Raw genomic sequence first — 19,591 nt, 5'->3', positions numbered from 1 at the left:
ATGAGGTGAAAATGATGAATGAAGCGTTTAAAAATGATTTGAATGCAGGAAATGATTTGAATGCAGAAAATGACTTTAATTCAAAAGGAGCTGATAACCTCAGCGAAACAATGGCGTATGTTGAAACGAATGGCAATCCAGAACGTGAAGCAGTAAAAGAGTCTTATGAAAGCATTCAAAATGCATCCGATACTGCTGTAAAGGCAGTCGAACAGCATCCTTATGAAGCTGACCCTAATCTCAATCAAGGGCAAGCATATCAGCGTGCTGTGAGCATAGCAGCAGATGGTGATCGCCAATTTGATGACAACAGGCGCTATGAAGATGAAAATCGTTACAGTCGTGCTTATCAAGGCAATGACAATGGCAATGGTAATGGCAACGGCGGTTCTAAACCACCTAAAAAACATCGTTCTTTTAATTTTAAAACGGTATTATCTTTTGTTCTTATTTTAACGTTAATTGGTGGTTCGACTTATTCTATCGGTTATTATCATGGCCAGATTTCAATTAATGAATCTGCTATTGAAACAAGCGTTCAACAAATACTATCCAAGAATATTGATTCAGAAATTTATCGTTCAGTGGTTAATTATATGGACGATAATGGCACGGATGTATCAAGTGCAACGGCAAATGTCGCGCAGATTTATGCCAATGTTGGTAATTCCGTCGTTGGGATCACCAGTAAGTTAAAATACTATGACTGGTTTAACAACGAAAGATTTACTGAAGGCGCAGGATCTGGCGTCATAATCAAAGACGAATCAGATAAATACTATATTGTTACAAATTACCATGTCGTAGATGGTGCAACCGAAGTGTTGGTTGAAATCGCAACGGATCAAATGATTGATTCAAAACTCATCGGTTACGATCAAGATGCAGACATCGCTGTTCTTTCGATTAATAAAGCTGATATCCCGGTAGAACTAGCCGACAACGTTAGGGCCATCAATATTGGAGATTCGGGAAACCTTTTAGTAGGTGAACCGGCGATTGCAATCGGCAATCCACTTGGTTACAATAATACGGTTACCGCAGGTGTCGTCAGTGCCATTGACCGAAAAGTCGGAGATGACACCAACACAACCTATATTCAGACGGATGCAGCGATTAACCCTGGCAACTCAGGTGGTGCGCTAGTCAACAAAAAAGGGGAACTGATTGGCATCAATACCGCAAAAATTACAGACACTACGGTTGAAGGGATGGGCTTTGCAATACCTGTGAACATCTTTATGCCGATTGTCGCGGAGATCATTGAAAATGGCTATGTTGCCAAACCATATATTGGTATCGGCGGCGTTGATATTAGTCAAGAAGCATCTGATTTATATGAAGTTCCTGTTGGCGTCTTAGTTCGTTACATTTATGAAAATTCGCCAGCGGCAGATTCGACATTAAAAGAAATGGATGTTATCATCGCATTTGACGGTGAAAAAGTCAATACAATGGAAGAGTTGACCGGTTACATCAATGCACATAAACCAGGTGATAAAATAGCCCTTACGATCGTGAGAGACAATAAAGAAAAATTAACGGTCAATATAACGTTAGGTGATAAAAATAAAACAGACTAAAAAGTGTTAAACGCAACGACTCAAATGATTTTCAAATAAAATTGTATAAGCATTTAATGGTTTTATAAAGCGGCTGGAAACAGCCGCTTTTATTTGTTGATGTCAGGGCATAAATGGCTGTTTAAGTTAATAAATGAGCAGTAAGATATCAGTAAACCACATTAATGCCGCAATATTAACATAAAAATGCGTTGAAGGATTATTAATAAGTGTACGATAGCTTTTGTAGATGCATTTCATAAAAGCATAATGCATCATAATCTATAAGAAAGGAGTAGCGCTATGCGAATAGATTCAAGTGAACTTTATTACGCACAACAATTAGCGAATCTTTACAAAAGCAATTCGAGCACATCTAGTTTTTCAACAGATCGTTTAATGTCAGATGCAACTGACAGCAGTTCATCATTGGTAGACTTTTTGACTTCGTCAGAAGATGATCTAAAATCATTGTCATCTATCCAATTTGAAATGATGAATAGCGGTTTTGGTCAGATGCAGCGCTTCAGGAATCAAGGCAATGAAGTGATGGAAACATTTAAAGAAAATGCTGATGCAATCACTGAAGCAGCGACAGATTTAACATCTGACGATCAATTGACACTGCTTTCAAATCTGCAGGCTTCCATTTTGGAAGAAGTAGGCGGATTAACAGCAGATACTGATTTAGAATCGCTTTCAGAGGAAGAGATAACAGCCTTGTTCAATGATGTCCAGTCTGCACTGGAAACCATGAAAGAAAATGGACCACCGCCAATGCCGCCGCAGTTTGGGGCAATGATGGATGCTTATGGATCCAATGACGATGAGACCGTATATTCTGTTGAAACGTGGCTCGATAAGCTTCAGGCTTCGTTAGATGACAGTGACGTTTATTCTGCATCAGACCTTAGTGCCGTTTTGCAGGGGATTGTCACAGATCTTTAAAGTTGTGATAGGAGGATCATTTGTCATGGACGACATAGCATTCAATAGATATGGAAAAGAAGGGCTTCGGCGCTTCTTTTTTTATTTGAAATTGTGAATTGAAAGGATAGCAGATTTTTTATGGGCGTGAACTTTAAAATGAGTGGTGAAGAAGGCTATGCTAAAATGTCAATAATGTATTGATCATTTAATTTTTTGATTTTAATGGTGGCTGCTGAATGGTTGTTTTGCGCATTGCTGCAAATATAATCAATGGTTTTATGCAGTTCATGTGCGGGAACAATTATTTGTGCATCGGCCAATTTGGGATGGTGATTTTTTGCGATCATGAATCCAAAACCGCGAACCGTTACGATCATGGCATCTGCATTTGCTGCCTTCAATTTTTTTCTTAGGCGTTTAACCATGTCATCCGTTGCGCGTGTTTCAATCGATTCTGGGATTGCCCAGATCTCTTTGAGCAGTTCTTCTCGGCTAACTGCACGATCTGCATGACAGATCAAATATTCCAATAATTTAAATTCTGTAAAGGTAAGATCAACTGGCTTTTGTTTGACTGTTACTTCAAAACGGTTTTGATCCATGATGACATCTAAGAAATGAATTGCCTCATCGTGTGTTTTATTAAGGAAGTTATTGACATGCATGGTATACTCCTTTTATAATCGTTAGTTTGATGTTAAAGCGTAATTCTTATTTTCAGCTTAAGTGATTATTAAATATTTTCAAATTTTTTGAATTAGGGTTGCAATGTCTTACAGGATATGACCAAGAAAAGTGAATAGGGACTATTTTAATGATTTTGGGTTGTAATATAGGTAAATTTTCATATAATAAAGGATATGGTGGTAAAACATTATGGGTATAAGATGAATAAAGAAGGTAAAGATGATGAGAAAGCCAGCGGCTAATCCAACGACAATTAAAGATTTAATTAAAAATCAGTTTATTCGATCGACGTTGCTGTTGGTGATTGTCTTGGAAGTAATTACTTTTTTAAGTTTTGCCATTTTGATTATTTCGGTTGAATCGCAAACGGCAACGCAATTGCGCAATCGGATTGAGGCGAATCTCAAATTGAATGCCATGAGTAATGCCAACTATGTTACTGAAAAATCAAATGATATTACGGTTCTAACACAAATGATTCAACGACAGTTTGTTGATTTTTTTATCCTATTTGATCAGCTGCCGATTGAGCCCAATGCGTCACTGTTAATGGAGCATGCCAATGGCGCATTTTACAGTGACGGCGATGATACGAGCAGTTCGCTGTATTATGCGAAAACTGGTGCGCTGCGAGAAGGTGCACTGGAAAAAGCGTTAAAGTCGCGTTACATGGATCCATATTTTAAATTGGCGGTTCAAGATTACCCGATCCTCGATCAAATATACTTTAATGCATGGGACGGTATGACGCGTATTTATCCTTCGATTGATGAGTTGCCGATTTTGCTCGGTTCAGATATGAAAATTAGCAATTACAATTTTTATTACTTGGCAGATGATCTGCATAATCCCAGTAGGGATATTGTATGGACGGATGTCTATTTGGATCCTGCGGGCCAAGGCTGGATGATTTCATGTATTGCGCCGGTTTATGACGGCGATTTTCTGCAAGGTGTTGTCGGGCTTGACATTACCATTGAAAATCTGATCAAGGATTTGATTAATGTTGAAACGACACTCAATTCAGCAGTGGTGTTAACCAATGAATCCGGTTTGATTATTGCCATGAATGAAGAAGCCGAGGCGCTTTTAACAATTTCTGAACTAAAAGAACATGCTTATAAGGAAGTTGTAACAGAAACCATTACAAAATCAGATGACTTTATGATTGACCAACATGGTGATGATGCCTTTAAAGAAGATATTCAAGCGTTGATTGACAACGGAAATGACACAGCTAACTTGTCGATGAAGGATAAAACATTTTATGTAACGAGCAATGTCATCGGCAATACCGACTGGCGACTGATCGTTTTTTCAGATCAGGATGAAATTCTAAAACCCGTTCATGACATTGAACGAACAATTAATAAAGTTTTTGGACTGATTATTATTTTTATGGTCGTTTTGAATCTCATTATCTTAAGGATGATCACAGACCAGAGTCAATCATTGGCACAAGCCGTTTCAACACCGCTTAATCGATTGAAAGAGAATATACAGAAATTTGGAAACGGCCGAATGGCAGTGCAGGCCTTTGATAATACCGGTATTGAAGAAATCGACGTCTTAAATTTTGAGTTTTACCTTATGAGTCAAATGCTTAACGAACGTACAAAAAAGCTTATTCAATCAGAAATTCAGAATAGAGAACAGCATATTCAAATGGAAAATTATTTGAAAGAGGCATTGACTGATGAACTAACGGGATTAATGAATAGGCGCGGGATTGAGGATATGCTGGATGATGCATTGTCTAGTGACGTGGACTTGCCGCAATTGACCATTATCATTATTGATATTGATCATTTTAAAAGCGTTAATGATCAATTTGGCCATCTTATTGGCGATGAAGTGCTGATCGCATTTACCGAGCTTATTCAAGCAAATTTGAAGGAAGAGATGACTGCTGCAAGATGGGGTGGCGAAGAGTTTATGATCATTTGTAAAAATGGTGATATTAATGAGGTTGCCGATTATGCAGAAGCACTTCGAAAAACGATTGAAACCCATCACTTTGTGACCAATGAAGTTATTACTGCCAGCTTTGGTGTGGCAACGGTTCAGGATGTCAATGATGGCAAGCGCCCGCTAATTCAACGTGCAGACCAAGCGCTGTATAAAGCGAAATCAAACGGTAGAAACTGTGTCTGCAAAGGTTAGTGCATCGCTTTATCATTTTTAATTGCAAATCATCATAAGAATGCGCAGGAGCCCATGTAAGATAACGACAGAAATAAAACGACAGAAATAAAAAGATAATGCCCAATGATATTTGTTTAGATCATTGGGCAGTTTATGTTTTAAAGACTATTACATTATTGCTATTTTTCTTAAAAATAAAAAAACAAAGTCACATGTATTTAAGCATAGCGAGCCTTTGATTTCCGATGGTGATTTTTATAAGTTTCTTTTTTGTGCTGCGGTGTTAACGTGTCAAAATCATCGCCTAAAAGCCTTTTGGCGGCTTTCAGCAGATAGGGAGAGTGCGGTAGGATGCCGCTCTCAATCAAGCTGATGAGCTTATACATCGGCTGGACAGATTTAAAGTGTGCATGGTTTTCGTAGTCAAGCTGCGTGTTCACAATAATGTAATCACGGTTTGTGACTAAAATTTTGTAATCGCCTCGAATTTCTAAGACCTTGGACATCTTATCACTCCTTTTTACCATATGAATTTGAAATAATGATACCCTACAAAATATACTGTTTCATGTATGAATTGTTTCTATATCTAGTATATCGGCTGATTTTTAGGAATTATTTAGCGGAATGTTAGAAATATGTTAATTTTAATTCGAATGATTATATGTTTGAATGGGAAAATGTACGTGTATTTTGATGGTTTATTATTCACTTAAAAAGGGACAAAACATATTAAGTGAGCAAATTGATGGCGCACTAGCCATGTTGTATTGCATTATATAGAAAGCATTTTGCTTGACAAATACATTCTACAAATGTAGTATATAATTATATACTACATTTGTAGAGGAGAGTAAAATGAGTCTATTTATAAAAAGACTGCCGGATGCTGAACTGGAAGTAATGCGGGCTGTTTGGGAATGTAAGCCGCCAGTAACCAGAGGCGATTTAGAGCATATTTTGACTCAGACGCATCCGATGGCAACGACGACGATTTTAACCTTACTGTCGCGACTTGTGGAACGCAATTTTTTAAGTATTGAAAAATTGGGCAGAAGCAATGCCTATACGCCGATTATTTCAAAACAGGACTACCTTGCGGCGCAGAGTAAACGCTTTTTTGAGAAGCTTTGCGGCGGCGACGTGCATGTTTTCGCAAATGCACTTTGTGACAGCGGCTTAAGTGAAGACGATATCGAAACACTTCGTGATCTCTTGGAAAGAGGCAAATTATGATAACGCAGCAAATCGTGTATAGTTTTTTTATTGGCGCAATCGTAACGATCGTTTTTAACCTTCGAATCACACAAGAAGAAAAACTGGAAGTGGGGAGCATCAAAAAAGGTGTGAAAACGCAATTAGTCGAACCTTTATTGCTGCCGGCAGTTTTAATCATGACAATCAGCATGATGCTAACGCTAAGTAAGTTCACATTATCGATGGCTTTCATTTCAGAAAGCATCTTAATTTTTATGTATATCAGTATCTATTACATTGTTTTATTATTATTGCTGCCGATACTTCGAAAATTAATCAGCGCTAGAGCTTGTTCGACATTATGGATGCTGCCGACAATGCTTTATTTAGCGATTCAAATATCCGATTCTTTCGCATCGCCGCGGTTTGTGATTACGGTATCCCATCAGTGGTTTAAAGGTTTTGCAATGATCTGGGCAGCGGGTTTTGTTGGGACGCTTCTCTGGTTTGTCCTGTCACATTTTACATACCGAACTGCATTGCTGCGGCGTGCTCAAATGACTGATGACGCGGTATTATTAAAAAAATGGCGGCATGAATCCGCTAGACATGGCATCAAAGCGGAGATCCCGATCTACATCTCTGAGCAGGTTAATACGCCGCTGACAATTGGATGTTTCGACCGCACGATGGCGTTGGTTTTGCCGCACCATCACTATACTGATGATGCGATTACATTGATTTTTCAGCATGAACTGAGACATATTATCCGAACGGATTCTCGCATGAAGCTTTTTATCAACTTATGTACGGCAATTTTCTGGTTTAACCCGCTTGCGTGGATTGCACAGCGAAAAGCGGCAGATGATCTTGAACTCAGCTGTGATGAAGCGGTGCTTACCAATGCTGACGAAAGAACCAGACGGCTCTATGCAGAGCTGCTGCTAAGCAGTGCCGGAAGCAGTCGAGGATTTACGACGCGTCTTTCAGCGGCAGGGAGCACGCTGCGTTACAGACTAAAAAACGTCATGACACCCAGCAAACGCATGGAGGGCAGTCTTGTGATCGGTTTAGCGATGGCATTACTTATCATGAGCCTTGGTTCAGTGGGCATTGCCGATAGTGTCGATACCGTCGAACATGCTATTTTTGAAAGCATACCGGAAAATGTTGTGATCGATTCAATTCATACGAATGAATGGCGTGATGACCGAAACGGGTATGTCGGCGTTTATGCGTGGCAGGAAGAAGCGCTAACGGCATATATTGCTTCACTTCATGTCAAACGCGTTTACGCGGGCAATTATGATGATTTCGATGTTAGGGAGCTTATCCTTATTTATGGGGAGCGCGATGGCGATGATTTGAATCATCGAACGAGGCTGGCGCTTAGTGACGACTTGTTGATCGTAGATTTGCCGGATGATGATTATAGAGATATTTTTTTTCTTGTAGAGGATGCCATTGATTGGCCCTACTTAGAATCGCTCTTGGACTTTGATGCAGTTGATCCTGATCCTGCACCGGTACCACCAGAAATGATGATGTATTTCAATGAGCAGGTAAATACCGATGGCGAGCTCATGCATGCAACGCGAAAAATTATTTCTAAGAAAAGTGGTGATATTCCACAAGGTGTCAATCCTTTTTTTAATGATGATACCCCTGGCGGCGTCACGGGATTTCCGGTAACAGAAGTGAAACTATCCTTTTCATATGAGCCTACTGGTGAATATAAGATCGCCGTGGAAGATTGGGAACGTGATTCATCATATAGCATTTTAAGCTCTGAGTTAGAAGAAAACGTGCTAAAGCTGGCGCCGTATAGTGCCCATTATACGGTTTATGCCACATTTGATACAGTTCGGGATACAACTTATGAAATGATGTTTGAATTTGATATTATGCTGCCGTAAGCGGCAACTAATCCATTATTTATATATCTATTTATCGGGTTAACGAATGAAGCTTTTTTATATTAGAAGCCGCCAAACCACAGATTAAAGTGGTTATGGCGGCTTTTTATGGCAGCAGATTATTCAATGATCGAATCATAGGTCAAATAAAGCGCTTCGAGTGCTGCATGACGTTCGGCAAGTCGGCGGTAGCCATCCGAGCGGTCAGAAGCAGACATCTCATTAATTGCCAAGTCGATGGAAAGTGCTTCGAGTTCCTTTTCAAGTGTCATGATATGATTTTCAAGAGCCTCTTTATCAATGGTTTCCATTGATTTTTCTTTTTTTTCGATAGTTCGATTTCGCTTATCCGTCAAATGAACTTGAGCACTATGATGATTAGATTTTGATGACGACTGTGTTTCGTTCGTGACAACAACTGTCGCTTCAGCATCAAAGCCATTTTTCTTGTAGGCTCTATAGGCATCATAATTGCCCTGAAATGTTTCAAAGCCATCAACTGAAAAGGCTAAGAGCTTATTCACACAACGGTTGAGATAGTGACGATCATGCGATACGGCAATGACGGTGCCTTTAAATGCAAGGACGGCATTTTCAATTGCCTCTCTGGAATGCAAATCGAGATGGTTCGTCGGTTCGTCCAGAATAAGACAATGCGGGTTTTGCAGCATCAGCTCGGCGAGGTAAACGCGGACGCGTTCGCCGCCGCTTAACGCTCTAAGCGTACTGTTCACCATTTCGCCGTAGAATTCAAACCTTGCAATGTATTTAAGCGCATCTTTTTTCTCATAACCACTTGATTGGATGATTTCATCGATTACAGTGCGGTCTTCATCTTCGAAAGTCACAGACTGGCCTAAATAAGCATAGGTGATCCAGTTGCCAAGTACCAATTCTCCCTGATAATCGTCATCTTCTCGCATGAGCATTTTTAAGAGCGTCGTCTTGCCGCAGCCATTTGGCCCGATAATTGCCGCGCGTTCACCACCTGCAATATGAAAATCGATGTCTTGAAAAAGTGTTCGGGTGCCAAAAGACTTGGTGACTTTCTTGCCCCATGCGACTTCCTTGCTGATGTGTCCATGTGATTGGATATGAATTTGCGGCCCGTTTCGAATGCTTAAGTTCTCACGCTGCTTGATCTTTTGATGCGATGAGAGGGCAGACTGCATCTTATCGAGTTCGATCATACGGCTTTTGGCCTGCTTGATTTTGCCGTTGCTGATCAGGTTTTGTATTTGTTCTTTTTTATCGCGAATGCGGATGTTCATGTTCTTTTGTTCTTTTAGATAAAAGGCCTGCATTTGAGCGCGCTGTTCAATAAATGTGCTGTAATTGCAGCGCTTGATATTTAAGGTGCCGTTTTGCAGTTCAGCCGTACGCGTTGTGACGCGATCGAGAAAGTAGCGATCATGAGAAACGATGAGTACACCGCCGGCAAAACGTATCAGGTAATCCTCCAACCACTCGATACTCGGCAAGTCGAGGTGATTGGTCGGTTCATCAAGAATGAGCAGGTCGGGGGATTCGATTAGTATCCGAGCGAGTGCCACGCGGATGCGTTCGCCGCCGCTTAACTGTTCCAGTGGAATATGAAGCGATTCTGGATTCATCCCCAGTCCCAGCAGTGTTTTTTTAATAAGGCTTTCAAGGGTATAGCCATCCATGGCTTCGTATGCATGGCGGACGCGCTCATATTGGCGCATAAGTCGATCATAGGCATCTGTGTCGTCTAAAATGCTGGGATCGGCCATCTTTTTTTCAAGTTCTTTCAACTGCATTTCGAGCTGGTGATGTTTTTCAATGTAGAGCGCATTGCGTTCGCCGCCGATTAATTCATCGCTGTTCTGTGAAAGATAGCCGACTTTGATGCCTCTTGAGAGGATGATACGTCCGGAATCAGGTGTTTCACGCCCCATGGCGATTTTCAGCAGCGTTGATTTGCCGGCGCCGTTATCGCCGATTAGTGCGACGCGTTCACGTCGCTCGATGCTTAAATGGATACCGTCTAATATGGTGCGGTTGGTATATTCTTTTGTAATATTGTGAAATTGTAGTAAACTCATTTTTTCCTCCGTTTGTTCAGTAGATTGTGAGCAGGACATAAGCTCTCCTGATAAAAATCGCGTGAAACGGAGCTGTAAAGTCATGGTTATATTCGCAGAACAGCGCTCAAACAGCACATTGAGGCAGTTCGTATAGGATGATTCGTTTTATAAAATGATCAGAATGGTGAATGGGAAAAGATGTTTTATGCCAAGAAAATTGCAAATGACGACACATCGAAAAAATGACAAAAAACAAAAACGCCGTGACAAATCGTCACGGAGCCCAACGTCTAATCATGATTTAGGCAATGCAAAACAGACGCATTGCGCGTATCAAAATAACACTATGACTGAAACAGGAGAGGCCGAATTTTGGATACACCAAAAAGACGATAAAAATTAGCTTTCATCGCCAGCTGAATAAACGCTCATTTATAAACTTTGATTGTTATTCAGCTCGGCTACTCACTGCTATAAGCTCCGGATCAAGCTCACCGATATTCGTTTATTTTCTTAAACGAAGCTCATAGCAGGACAGCCAGCAGCTGGTGAATTTTCATGGATTCTAACCATTTCAGACACCTCTTGCAGTCCATCGTGTATTTTGTTACAGTTTCAGTTTACGATATAGGCCTAAATTTCGTCAAGTGAAATGGGGAAATGTTTTTAAAATGTAAAATTTGAAAAGGTGGCGTGAGCAGTCGTGATACATCTAAAATTATGCGAATACACAGAAAAGAAAATTGTAAGTAAGAAACCATAAATGTATAATATAGTTAATAAGAACGGTCAATGAGTCGCGTGGATGGAGACTATACTCAAAAGGTGGTGTCATGAGATGATGCAAGATAGTGCAGCGAAGCAAAATAACGGCAGTGATAAGAAAAATGGCGGAAAGCAAAATAAAAACAGTATTGTAAGAATTGTCATTTCGAACTTTGATCATGAAATGATTAAAGAAATAAAAGTGCTTTATGAGAAACAGGGTGGTGTTGATACACTGCGCATTGATGCAATGAAACTATTGGCAATTGATACTGCTGATTCAGGTATGATCCAATTTCAAGAAGTTGTCGGTATTACACCCAATAGAATAGAAGATCGCGTCATGCGATATCAGCCGCCTGAAATCACATATGACTTTGATGGTGATACTCCTTACTTGACTGTGACAAAAGTGATTAGTGAATCAAACGATCGTGCGAATAGAAAATATAAAATTATGGGAACGTGGCGAAGAACGAATAACGGGGAGATAGAAGTTACCGTGACGGTGGAAGATAAGAAAAAACATCAACGGGCACAGTCGATGCGAAACAACCGAAAAGCGAGTTCTTTGTCATCACGCGTTTTGCTCAATGAAGCATTTCAAAATAACATTAGCATCATTTTAAGGCGAAGCGAATATGATACGTTTAACAGAACGCAGATTGACAGCCGTATGGTTTATAAAGTGAAACGCTTTATGACCTATCGCAGTCAGCTGTCCTATTATTTGAACATGATTAATGCCATGATTATGACAATGGTTAACGATAAAAGATTGGATGCTATAGGTATTGAGAATGACGATGCGCCTGAGCTGAGAAGACTGTATCAGAGTGGTAAGACACGCGAACTTGATGAGATCTGGGAAATTGTTGATAGCGAACATAAGGCAAATAATAAGGCAAATAAAAAGGCAAATAAAGCTAAAGACTTAACGTCAGAAGATATTGAAATTTTATATAAAGGATTAACCAAAGCATTCAATAACCGCATTGAGCCATTTATTGAACATCAGCATCAACATATTGAAAACTTGAAAAGTGCAGCCGATAATGTTTATGATAATGAAGTAAAAAAAATTAAAAAAAGCGATCGTGATGATGCCCAAAAGGAAGTGGCAATCAAAAGCTGTGAAATCGAGCGGGATAAAAAATTAGCGGCATTGCCGGTGTACATTGATAAAGATGGTTTCAATATTTCAGAAGACGATGTTCGTAAAATCATTGCTGTGTTTTCAAGCATTAGACATGGGGTGATGCACTATGAGTACCATCTCTTTGACGATTTGATAACCGGTAATACCATTGCGTTGATGCAGCATAAAACATTTGATATAAACAACTTAGAGCTCGACCTGTTTGATGTATTGGATGCATCGTATGACATTAAAATAAGCCATGATACGACTTATTTAACCTCAAACGACAAAGAAATGTTTTTTGGCGCTAACCAGTCGTTAATCGAAATGAATCGCACTTACCGACAAGTTTGCGATCATAAAAATGGTTTCAATGCCTTCATCAATGGCTATTTCGTGCAGGACGGTGTTGAGAATATAGAGGTTAAGCAGATCATTAAAGATGATTTTGAATATCAAATTAGGAAGGCTGAAAATTATATTAAGTATCTTAAAAACAATAAAAAGAATACAAAATCGGCAGAGCATAAATTAAAAGTCTTGCGTGAATGGCTTGAAACATCTGATGGCGAAGTATATTTTCAGGATATTCATCTCAGTAAAAAATACAAAGCACTTTATAATGCGCATAAAGAGCGCGTTGCAGAGTTACAGCAAGTGATGCATCAGCCGATGCGAAAATTAGAAATCGCTGAATTGAATAATGCAATTAATCAGCAAAAAGAGAAAATGGAAAAGATGACCAAGGCAAATGCTAAATGGCGATTGTATTATAAGTTAAGAGTAGCCTTTGGCTACTTAGAAGAGGCTTATAATCTTAATTATGAAAGATTTAAAGATGAATTTAATACGGATACACCTTCTTTTATCGGCAGGCAAAGGACACGTGCATCGGAGAATGCATACAGCAAAGAGGTTAATGCGTATTTGGATACCAGCTTGTATAAAAGACCAAAAAATGTTCCATATCAGTCATCTGAAAACAATCGCCTTCAAAGATTCATTAACTTTTGTGATACTGTTCCAAGACTCAAGCAATCTATTTTTGATGAATCACCGCTCCTAAAGATATATGTATTATTCCTGCTTTTCTTGCCAAAAGAAGTACGTGGCGATTTTTTGGGCTTTGTGAAACATCACTATTATGAACTTAAAAATGTCGATTTTATGTCTACTGCATATGATCCTGAAAATCCAAAAGATCAATTCTTTCATAAGATGCGGTTAATTGAAAAGCATTTGCGGCATTATAACCTCTTTGATTTTAAATTAGAGGATTATTGGCAATTTTCATACCATAATGATGAACTTGAAAAACTTCAAGCATACGTGCTAAAAGAAATCATTGACGACCGTGCAATAAGCAATGAGATTATCAACACATTTAACCTTAATGGCATGATTATTCGCCCATTTCTTAAGGTGTACGATAATATCTATCAGCTTTGCAATATGATTGAACTAAAGGCACTTTTAAAAATTGCCAATCAAGATGTTGATGGAAAGGGTCCTTTAAAAACCATAGGCGATGCTATGAAAGTAGTCGGTAAAGGTCATTTGAATTTTAATGAACTTATGAAAACAGTAGTGGAAATGGAAGGTGAGCGCGAATATATAACTAAAGAATACGATGAAAATAAAAATAATAAAAATAAGAAGAAAAATGAAATTTATAATAGTGCCATTAAAATGAGAAATAAAATATCACATTTTGATACTGTTTTTCTGTTTTCTAAATTTTTAGGGTTTGAAAAGACTGAGGCTGATTCAATACAAAAGCATGTTAAGAATCTAATGCTGCTCTATGAAGTATTGTCTTTGAAACAAGAAAATTTAGATGATTTCATTATTAATGATTATTTGATGCAATACGATCAAGTGCTTCATTATCTAAAAAAATCAGCAGTTGTAGAGGATAATACCGAAATCAAAAATCGCTTCTCTAAAAAGCAAAAAAATAAAATAAAGCGAGAGGAAGATAAACGTGATGTGATCACTGCCTTCAATGATTTCAAACAGCTTTCAAGTTATTTAGACGATGAGGAAGCATTGAAGAAAACATTAATGGGCGAGATCGATGAGCATCCAGACATTATTTTAGATGCATGGATCCCGTTTAAGAGGGGAAAGGATACCGCCTTACAACTCAAAGACATGACAATTGCAGAAAGAAAGAAAAATATAAACACAATCATTAGAGAGCTGAAAAAAGATCAATCAGATGAACGCGGTGCCTTACTGTCTAAACTCAATCGTGCAATCAAAGAAAAAGTATATGAAATGATTGCCACAGACCGCTATTATATTTTTAACATTGATGTTTATACCTTGGTGCATAGAGCAGGTGTGAAAGTAGATGATCCAGATACGGATTTAAAGCAAGTGGTTCAATTGTACTTTGATCAAAATGGTTTACTGCAAAACCCTTGGATTGAGCAGATTCCTCATAAGATTAAAAAGTACGATGCTAGCCTGCTGGATGAGTTCAAAGGAGAGGGTATTCGAATAATGCATAAGCCATTGCCGTATACACTTGATGTAACACAAGAGGAAGTTAAAGCCTGTGCCGATAAATGCGGATGGACACATTTTATCGTTTTAGGAAGCGTTGCGTTTCCAGTAAATCTAAATGAGAAATCAGTCTTTAAAATGCGGTAAGCCATATTCAATTTTCTGTCGATCCCTCTCACTGTAAAATGACCGGGGGATCGACAGACGCGAAAACGTTGAAATTTCAACAACGTATTTATAAAGCATTAAAAAAGTGGTACAATAATGGCAGATCGACAGAAACTGGCTTTTAAGCCATTGAAATGACTGGGCTGTAGCGCCCGGGGATTACACCCTGCCGTGCAGGGAATGAAACTTTCCATCAATTAATATAACTCTATAAATTTCAATAGATTACACCCTGCCGTGCAGGGAATGAAACAAGTACCAACCGTATAGGAGTAGGTACTGCTCTATGATTACACCCTGCCGTGCAGGGAATGAAACTTACTGCCGCTTTGATACCTTCGCCCAGTGTCTCCGATTACACCCTGCCGTGCAGGGAATGAAACTGACACGCCACGGATCGGCTCGGCACTTTGTCCGCGATTACACCCTGCCGTGCAGGGAATGAAACTTGCATTTCTTTGGTTAACTTGCTTTTAGCATTAATGATTACACCCTGCCGTGCAGGGAATGAAACTTTAACCTTTTATGAAGTGCTTAATGCTATAATAGCAGATTACACCCTGCCGTGCAGGGAATGAAACTATTGTGATTTTTTATCAGTATATTTATCATTCCTGATTACACCCTGCCGTGCAGGGAATGAAACGTAAAACTCTTGAAGCCTAAAAGATACGAGCACAAACGATTACACCCTGCCGTGCAGGGAATGAAACTACACGAATATTGCTTAAACTTGCCAAACTCACCAAGATTACACCCTGCCGTGCAGGGAATGAAACTGCTAGTTTTGGATTTAAGATCATGTGCGAGATACCGATTACACCCTGCCGTGCAGGGAATGAAACTCGCTTCTGTGAGTTCTATTTTTGACATTTTGCTTAGATTACACCCTGCCGTGCAGGGAATGAAACTTCTGTTCACCGGAAAGATACGAGCGCCATACAAAGATTACACCCTGCCGTGCAGGGAATGAAACATACTACCTTTTCAGTTTGTCCTTGAGTTCCTAAATGATTACACCCTGCCGTGCAGGGAATGAAACTAAATATTAATTCCTCCACATTTTTACATTTATTCTTGATTACACCCTGCCGTGCAGGGAATGAAACTTTTCTGTGTAGTCTGTCCAATATCTTATTTATTTGAGGTCACTATGGATGAGCTAAAGAAAATGTGATCGTAGAAATGAAGATGTACAATCGGCAATTGGTGCCGAGGGCAGAACTCGCACCCGTTATAATGCATCTTGTGAATAATGGTGACGTTTACGATTATGAAACCCTAAACTGTCGCCATTTTCTGATTATTACATCTTTTTCGAAAGCGGCATGATTTTAGAAAAAGTATCTTGCCAAGTAGAGGTGCTTATGTTAATATAGAAACGTTCCTTGCCGAAGTGGTGGAATTGGCAGACGCGCCGGACTCAAAATCCGGAGAGGTAACACTCGTGCGGGTTCGACCCCCGCCTTCGGCACCATATAGAACAGGATTGCTTTTACAAAAGTAAAAAGCAATCCTGTTTTTCTTTTTTGCTTATGGAAAGCTTGCTTGACATTAAATGGGGCATGTGATACGATGCTATGGAAAGCATACTTTACATGAAATGAGATGATCATTTGGAAAACAAACTTGAAGAAATAAGAAAACAGCATGGTATGAATCAAGAGGAGCTGGCGGCTGTTCTGGAGGTTTCCAGACAGACGATCGGCTCGCTTGAAAACGGACGCTACAACCCATCTATTCTTTTAGCCTTCAAAATTGCCCGTTATTTTCATATGCATATTGAAGATATTTTTATATATAAGGAGGATTATAACGACGATGATAAAGCGTAAAAACGGAAAATATGCTTTTTTGGCGACCATTGGATTGATACTTTTTGTAACTGGCCTAATATTGATTAAATTCTCGCAGACTTCAGAGGGAATGTTGCTCACGTTGCCCTATATTTTCGTTGGCGTTGGTATGGGGATATTTGGACACAATCTCGGTGAACTTATGAAAAATATTGCCTTGGCAAAAGATCCGGAAGCTGCTAAACAGATCGAAATTGAAGCAAATGATGAACGGAATATCGCCATCAGTCATAAAGCGAAAGCAAAAGCTTATGACGCAATGCTGTTGATTTTCGGTGCTTTGATGCTTGTGTTTGCACTTATGCAGGTAAACCTCAACATAATATTGACTTTTGTTGCCGCGTATCTTTTGCTGATCATTATTAATATCTACTATTTGAGAAAGTTTCAAAAGGAAATGTAAAGATTAAATGTCGAGGATAGATAGCTGCGGCAAACATGAAAAAGTCGATCAAAATTGATAAAATTGATCAAAAGTGTTCTATCATAAAAATAGATGCGAAAAGGAGACGAGAGTATGGTACAAAATGAACGCGTAAAGAAGACGAGAGCAGCAATGCAGCAAAATGGTGTTGATGCCTTGCTGATTACAACCATGGCGGATATTCGCTATTATACTGAAATTGACTTTCACAGCGGCGAGCGGTTTGTCGGTCTTTTAATGACGCAGGACAAGCTGCTTTTAATCATCAATAAACTGTTTCCAATGCTGCCCACGGCTGGCTTGACCATACAGTCATATGATGACATTGAAGAACCCGTTAAGTATGTTGTCGACCAGCTTCCAGATGGGATCACGATAGGCATTGATAAGTTCATGGCGAGTCAGTTCCTGCTTAGAATCATCAATATGCGCAGCGATTTAAAATTGACCCTTGGGTCTGCTATTGTCGATCGCGTAAAAATGGTCAAAACCAAAGAAGAAGTATCGAAAATGATAAAGGCGTCGCAGATAAATGATCGCGTGATGGACATGGTGGCAGCGTATCTTAAAGCGGCATCTGCTGATAATGTGACTGAACTGGAAGTTGCAGCCAAAATAGCGCAGTTTAATGAATCGGTTGGCATTGATGAGCTGTCTTTTACACCGATTGTCTGCTTTGGTAAAAATGCGGCAGAACCACATCATGAAAACGATGAGACTGTCTTAGAAGACGGCATGGGCATTATTGTCGATATGGGTGGTTTATCAGAAGGGTATTGCTCCGATATGACGCGGACATTCTTTAAAGGCCAGCCGGATGAACAGTTTAAGAAAGTATATGAGATTGTAAAGACGGCAAATGAGCGTGCGATTGCCACGGTAAAACCCGGGGTTAAACTTTCAGAAGTTGATGCGGCAGCACGCCAGTATATTACTGAAATGGGCTATGGTGATTATTTCACACATCGTACCGGACACGGCATTGGTGCAGACGTTCATGAATTCCCGGATGTTTCGGCGGTTTCCGATGTCATTTGTGAACCCGGCATGACCTTTTCAATAGAACCGGGTATCTACCTTACCGATAAGTTTGGCATTCGCATTGAGGATTTGGTTTGTGTCACAGAAGAGGGGTGTCGGGTACTCAATGATTTTTCTAAAAATTTAATTAATTTTAAGTAAAACGCATTGTATACAAGATGAAATGGTGTTACAATGGTTAACATAATTATGTATTTTGAAATGAAATAGGAGTTGTTATGGATCCAATTAGCCATGGTATTATCGGCATCGCTGTCGCATCATTCTCTCATGAGCCCGTTGCAATGACTTCAGCCATTACGATCGGTAGTATGTTGGGTGCAATGTCACCTGATTTAGATTTTGTGATCAGAATTTTTAAAGATGATGTAGAGTATTTAGAGCACCATCGAGGGTTTAGCCATTCACTGCCAATGCTGGCGCTTTTCAGCATCGGTATCACAGCAATGCTGTCGATGATGCCATTTGATAATTTTCAGTTTTGGACGACATTAATGTGGACGTTTTTAGGCGCCTTATCCCATACGGTATTTGATATTTTGAATTCCTATGGAGCGCGGCTGTTTCAGCGCAAACGGAAAGGCAATATTTTGACGCTTTATGATCCGATTGTGACACTCGTCTGCTTTGGGCTTATCTTTAATCGTCAGAATGGCCTCGGCATATTTGCACTTGCTGCTGCGGTTATTGGGCCTTACCTGATTTTGCGTTGGTACATGCGGGAGCGCGCGCGTAAAAACATTATGAAAGCGCTTGAGGCTGTAGATACCATCGAAGATGTTAATGTCATGCCGTCACTGAAAATCTTTTACAAATGGGATTTTGTTGCAAGAGGCGATCAATACAACATCGTCGGACAGTACAATCCGTTTAGACGAAACCCCATACACATTATTAAAAAGTTTGAGATTAAGGATAAAAATCTGTTGGCCATCGTTCAGAAGACGGCGATCGGCAAGAAGTTTTCGCAGATGTCGCCAAGTTTGCACATTGAAGTGATTGACGAAGAACCAACTTATGTAACGGTTCGCATTATAGACCTGCGATATTTTTTCAGAAATGCATTTTTACATCAAGGGACGCTGATTCTCGATTCGGCCTACAACCCTGTTGAAAGTGTATTTCATCCTTATAAGCTCTCAAAGGCAGTCCTCGTTGCAGGTTAACGACAATTGCCGCTGTAGCCAACAGCACAGATAA

At 39.6% G+C, this 19,591-nt stretch carries 13 protein-coding genes, 1 tRNA gene and 1 CRISPR repeat array; of the genes, 11 read left to right on the top strand and 3 right to left on the bottom strand.

Annotated features, from left to right (window positions below; translation table 11 throughout):
* Positions 1–11: 11 nt before the first annotated feature.
* On the top strand, positions 12–1,583 hold the full coding sequence (locus tag KHM83_RS11645; protein WP_213237196.1) for a S1C family serine protease: 1,572 nt from the start codon (positions 12–14) through the stop codon (positions 1,581–1,583).
* 282 nt (positions 1,584–1,865) lie between these two features.
* Positions 1,866–2,510, top strand: coding sequence for a hypothetical protein (locus tag KHM83_RS11640; protein ID WP_213237195.1), 645 nt, complete (start codon positions 1,866–1,868; stop codon positions 2,508–2,510).
* A gap of 155 nt (positions 2,511–2,665) precedes the next feature.
* Here the strand turns inward: KHM83_RS11640 and KHM83_RS11635 are convergent, their stop codons facing one another.
* Positions 2,666–3,157, bottom strand: a complete 492-nt coding sequence (locus tag KHM83_RS11635; RefSeq protein ID WP_213237194.1) for a winged helix-turn-helix domain-containing protein — start codon at positions 3,155–3,157, stop codon at positions 2,666–2,668.
* Positions 3,158–3,398: 241 nt separating this feature from the next.
* Here KHM83_RS11635 and KHM83_RS11630 point away from each other — a divergent pair, with 241 nt between their 5' ends.
* On the top strand, positions 3,399–5,342 hold the full coding sequence (locus KHM83_RS11630) for a diguanylate cyclase (protein WP_213237193.1): 1,944 nt from the start codon (positions 3,399–3,401) through the stop codon (positions 5,340–5,342).
* Positions 5,343–5,542: 200 nt separating this feature from the next.
* On the opposite strand, the gene KHM83_RS11625 is transcribed toward KHM83_RS11630, so the two are convergent.
* Complete coding sequence (locus KHM83_RS11625) at positions 5,543–5,830, bottom strand: hypothetical protein (protein WP_213237192.1); 288 nt, start codon at positions 5,828–5,830, stop codon at positions 5,543–5,545.
* 352 nt (positions 5,831–6,182) lie between these two features.
* Here KHM83_RS11625 and KHM83_RS11620 point away from each other — a divergent pair, with 352 nt between their 5' ends.
* Positions 6,183–6,560 (top strand): BlaI/MecI/CopY family transcriptional regulator, encoded by a 378-nt coding sequence (locus tag KHM83_RS11620; protein ID WP_213237191.1) that lies wholly within the window; start codon positions 6,183–6,185, stop codon positions 6,558–6,560.
* Positions 6,557–8,437 (top strand): M56 family metallopeptidase, encoded by a 1,881-nt coding sequence (locus KHM83_RS11615; RefSeq protein ID WP_213237190.1) that lies wholly within the window; start codon positions 6,557–6,559, stop codon positions 8,435–8,437. Before KHM83_RS11620 ends, KHM83_RS11615 begins: the two co-directional genes overlap by 4 nt.
* Positions 8,438–8,556: 119 nt before the next feature.
* Here KHM83_RS11615 and abc-f read toward each other — a convergent pair whose 3' ends face one another.
* Entirely contained in the window at positions 8,557–10,503 is a 1,947-nt protein-coding gene (gene abc-f, locus KHM83_RS11610; protein ID WP_213237189.1) for a ribosomal protection-like ABC-F family protein, read from the bottom strand.
* Positions 10,504–11,323: 820 nt separating this feature from the next.
* Between abc-f and cas13c the strand changes: the two genes are divergently transcribed.
* The 6 genes from cas13c to KHM83_RS11580 all read left to right on the top strand — a co-directional run bounded on the left by cas13c (position 11,324) and on the right by KHM83_RS11580 (position 19,557).
* Positions 11,324–15,049: a type VI-C CRISPR-associated RNA-guided ribonuclease Cas13c gene (gene cas13c, locus KHM83_RS11605; protein WP_213237188.1), complete on the top strand. Its 3,726-nt coding sequence runs from the start codon at positions 11,324–11,326 to the stop codon at positions 15,047–15,049.
* A gap of 178 nt (positions 15,050–15,227) precedes the next feature.
* Positions 15,228–16,179: direct repeats of the CRISPR family, unit length 30 nt; unit sequence GATTACACCCTGCCGTGCAGGGAATGAAAC.
* A gap of 281 nt (positions 16,180–16,460) precedes the next feature.
* A tRNA-Leu gene (locus tag KHM83_RS11600) sits at positions 16,461–16,547 on the top strand.
* A gap of 139 nt (positions 16,548–16,686) precedes the next feature.
* Positions 16,687–16,905: a helix-turn-helix transcriptional regulator gene (locus KHM83_RS11595; RefSeq protein ID WP_213237187.1), complete on the top strand. Its 219-nt coding sequence runs from the start codon at positions 16,687–16,689 to the stop codon at positions 16,903–16,905.
* Entirely contained in the window at positions 16,892–17,329 is a 438-nt protein-coding gene (locus KHM83_RS11590; RefSeq protein WP_213237186.1) for a hypothetical protein, read from the top strand. Before KHM83_RS11595 ends, KHM83_RS11590 begins: the two co-directional genes overlap by 14 nt.
* 114 nt (positions 17,330–17,443) lie before the next feature.
* Positions 17,444–18,532 (top strand): M24 family metallopeptidase, encoded by a 1,089-nt coding sequence (locus tag KHM83_RS11585; RefSeq protein ID WP_213237185.1) that lies wholly within the window; start codon positions 17,444–17,446, stop codon positions 18,530–18,532.
* A 77-nt stretch (positions 18,533–18,609) separates the two neighbouring features.
* Complete coding sequence (locus KHM83_RS11580; protein WP_213237184.1) at positions 18,610–19,557, top strand: metal-dependent hydrolase; 948 nt, start codon at positions 18,610–18,612, stop codon at positions 19,555–19,557.
* Positions 19,558–19,591: the final 34 nt, after the last annotated feature.

Origin of the sequence: Fusibacter paucivorans (genome assembly GCF_018390735.1) — a bacterium.
GTDB lineage: Bacteria > Bacillota > Clostridia > Peptostreptococcales > Acidaminobacteraceae > Fusibacter > Fusibacter paucivorans.
The sequence above is the reverse complement of the archived record's forward strand: the minus strand, read 5'-3'. Positions and strand labels throughout refer to the sequence as shown.

Excerpts from the sequence above, each read along its gene's own strand:
- KHM83_RS11645 (WP_213237196.1), top strand. The coding sequence starts at position 12 with ATGATGAATGAAGCGTTTAAAAATGATTTGAATGCAGGAAATGATTTG.
- KHM83_RS11640 (WP_213237195.1), top strand. The coding sequence starts at position 1,866 with ATGCGAATAGATTCAAGTGAACTTTATTACGCACAACAATTAGCGAAT.
- KHM83_RS11635 (WP_213237194.1), bottom strand. The coding sequence starts at position 3,157 with ATGCATGTCAATAACTTCCTTAATAAAACACACGATGAGGCAATTCAT.
- KHM83_RS11630 (WP_213237193.1), top strand. The coding sequence starts at position 3,399 with ATGATGAGAAAGCCAGCGGCTAATCCAACGACAATTAAAGATTTAATT.
- KHM83_RS11625 (WP_213237192.1), bottom strand. The coding sequence starts at position 5,830 with ATGTCCAAGGTCTTAGAAATTCGAGGCGATTACAAAATTTTAGTCACA.
- KHM83_RS11620 (WP_213237191.1), top strand. The coding sequence starts at position 6,183 with ATGAGTCTATTTATAAAAAGACTGCCGGATGCTGAACTGGAAGTAATG.
- KHM83_RS11615 (WP_213237190.1), top strand. The coding sequence starts at position 6,557 with ATGATAACGCAGCAAATCGTGTATAGTTTTTTTATTGGCGCAATCGTA.
- abc-f (WP_213237189.1), bottom strand. The coding sequence starts at position 10,503 with ATGAGTTTACTACAATTTCACAATATTACAAAAGAATATACCAACCGC.
- cas13c (WP_213237188.1), top strand. The coding sequence starts at position 11,324 with ATGATGCAAGATAGTGCAGCGAAGCAAAATAACGGCAGTGATAAGAAA.
- KHM83_RS11590 (WP_213237186.1), top strand. The coding sequence starts at position 16,892 with ATGATAAAGCGTAAAAACGGAAAATATGCTTTTTTGGCGACCATTGGA.
- KHM83_RS11585 (WP_213237185.1), top strand. The coding sequence starts at position 17,444 with ATGGTACAAAATGAACGCGTAAAGAAGACGAGAGCAGCAATGCAGCAA.
- KHM83_RS11580 (WP_213237184.1), top strand. The coding sequence starts at position 18,610 with ATGGATCCAATTAGCCATGGTATTATCGGCATCGCTGTCGCATCATTC.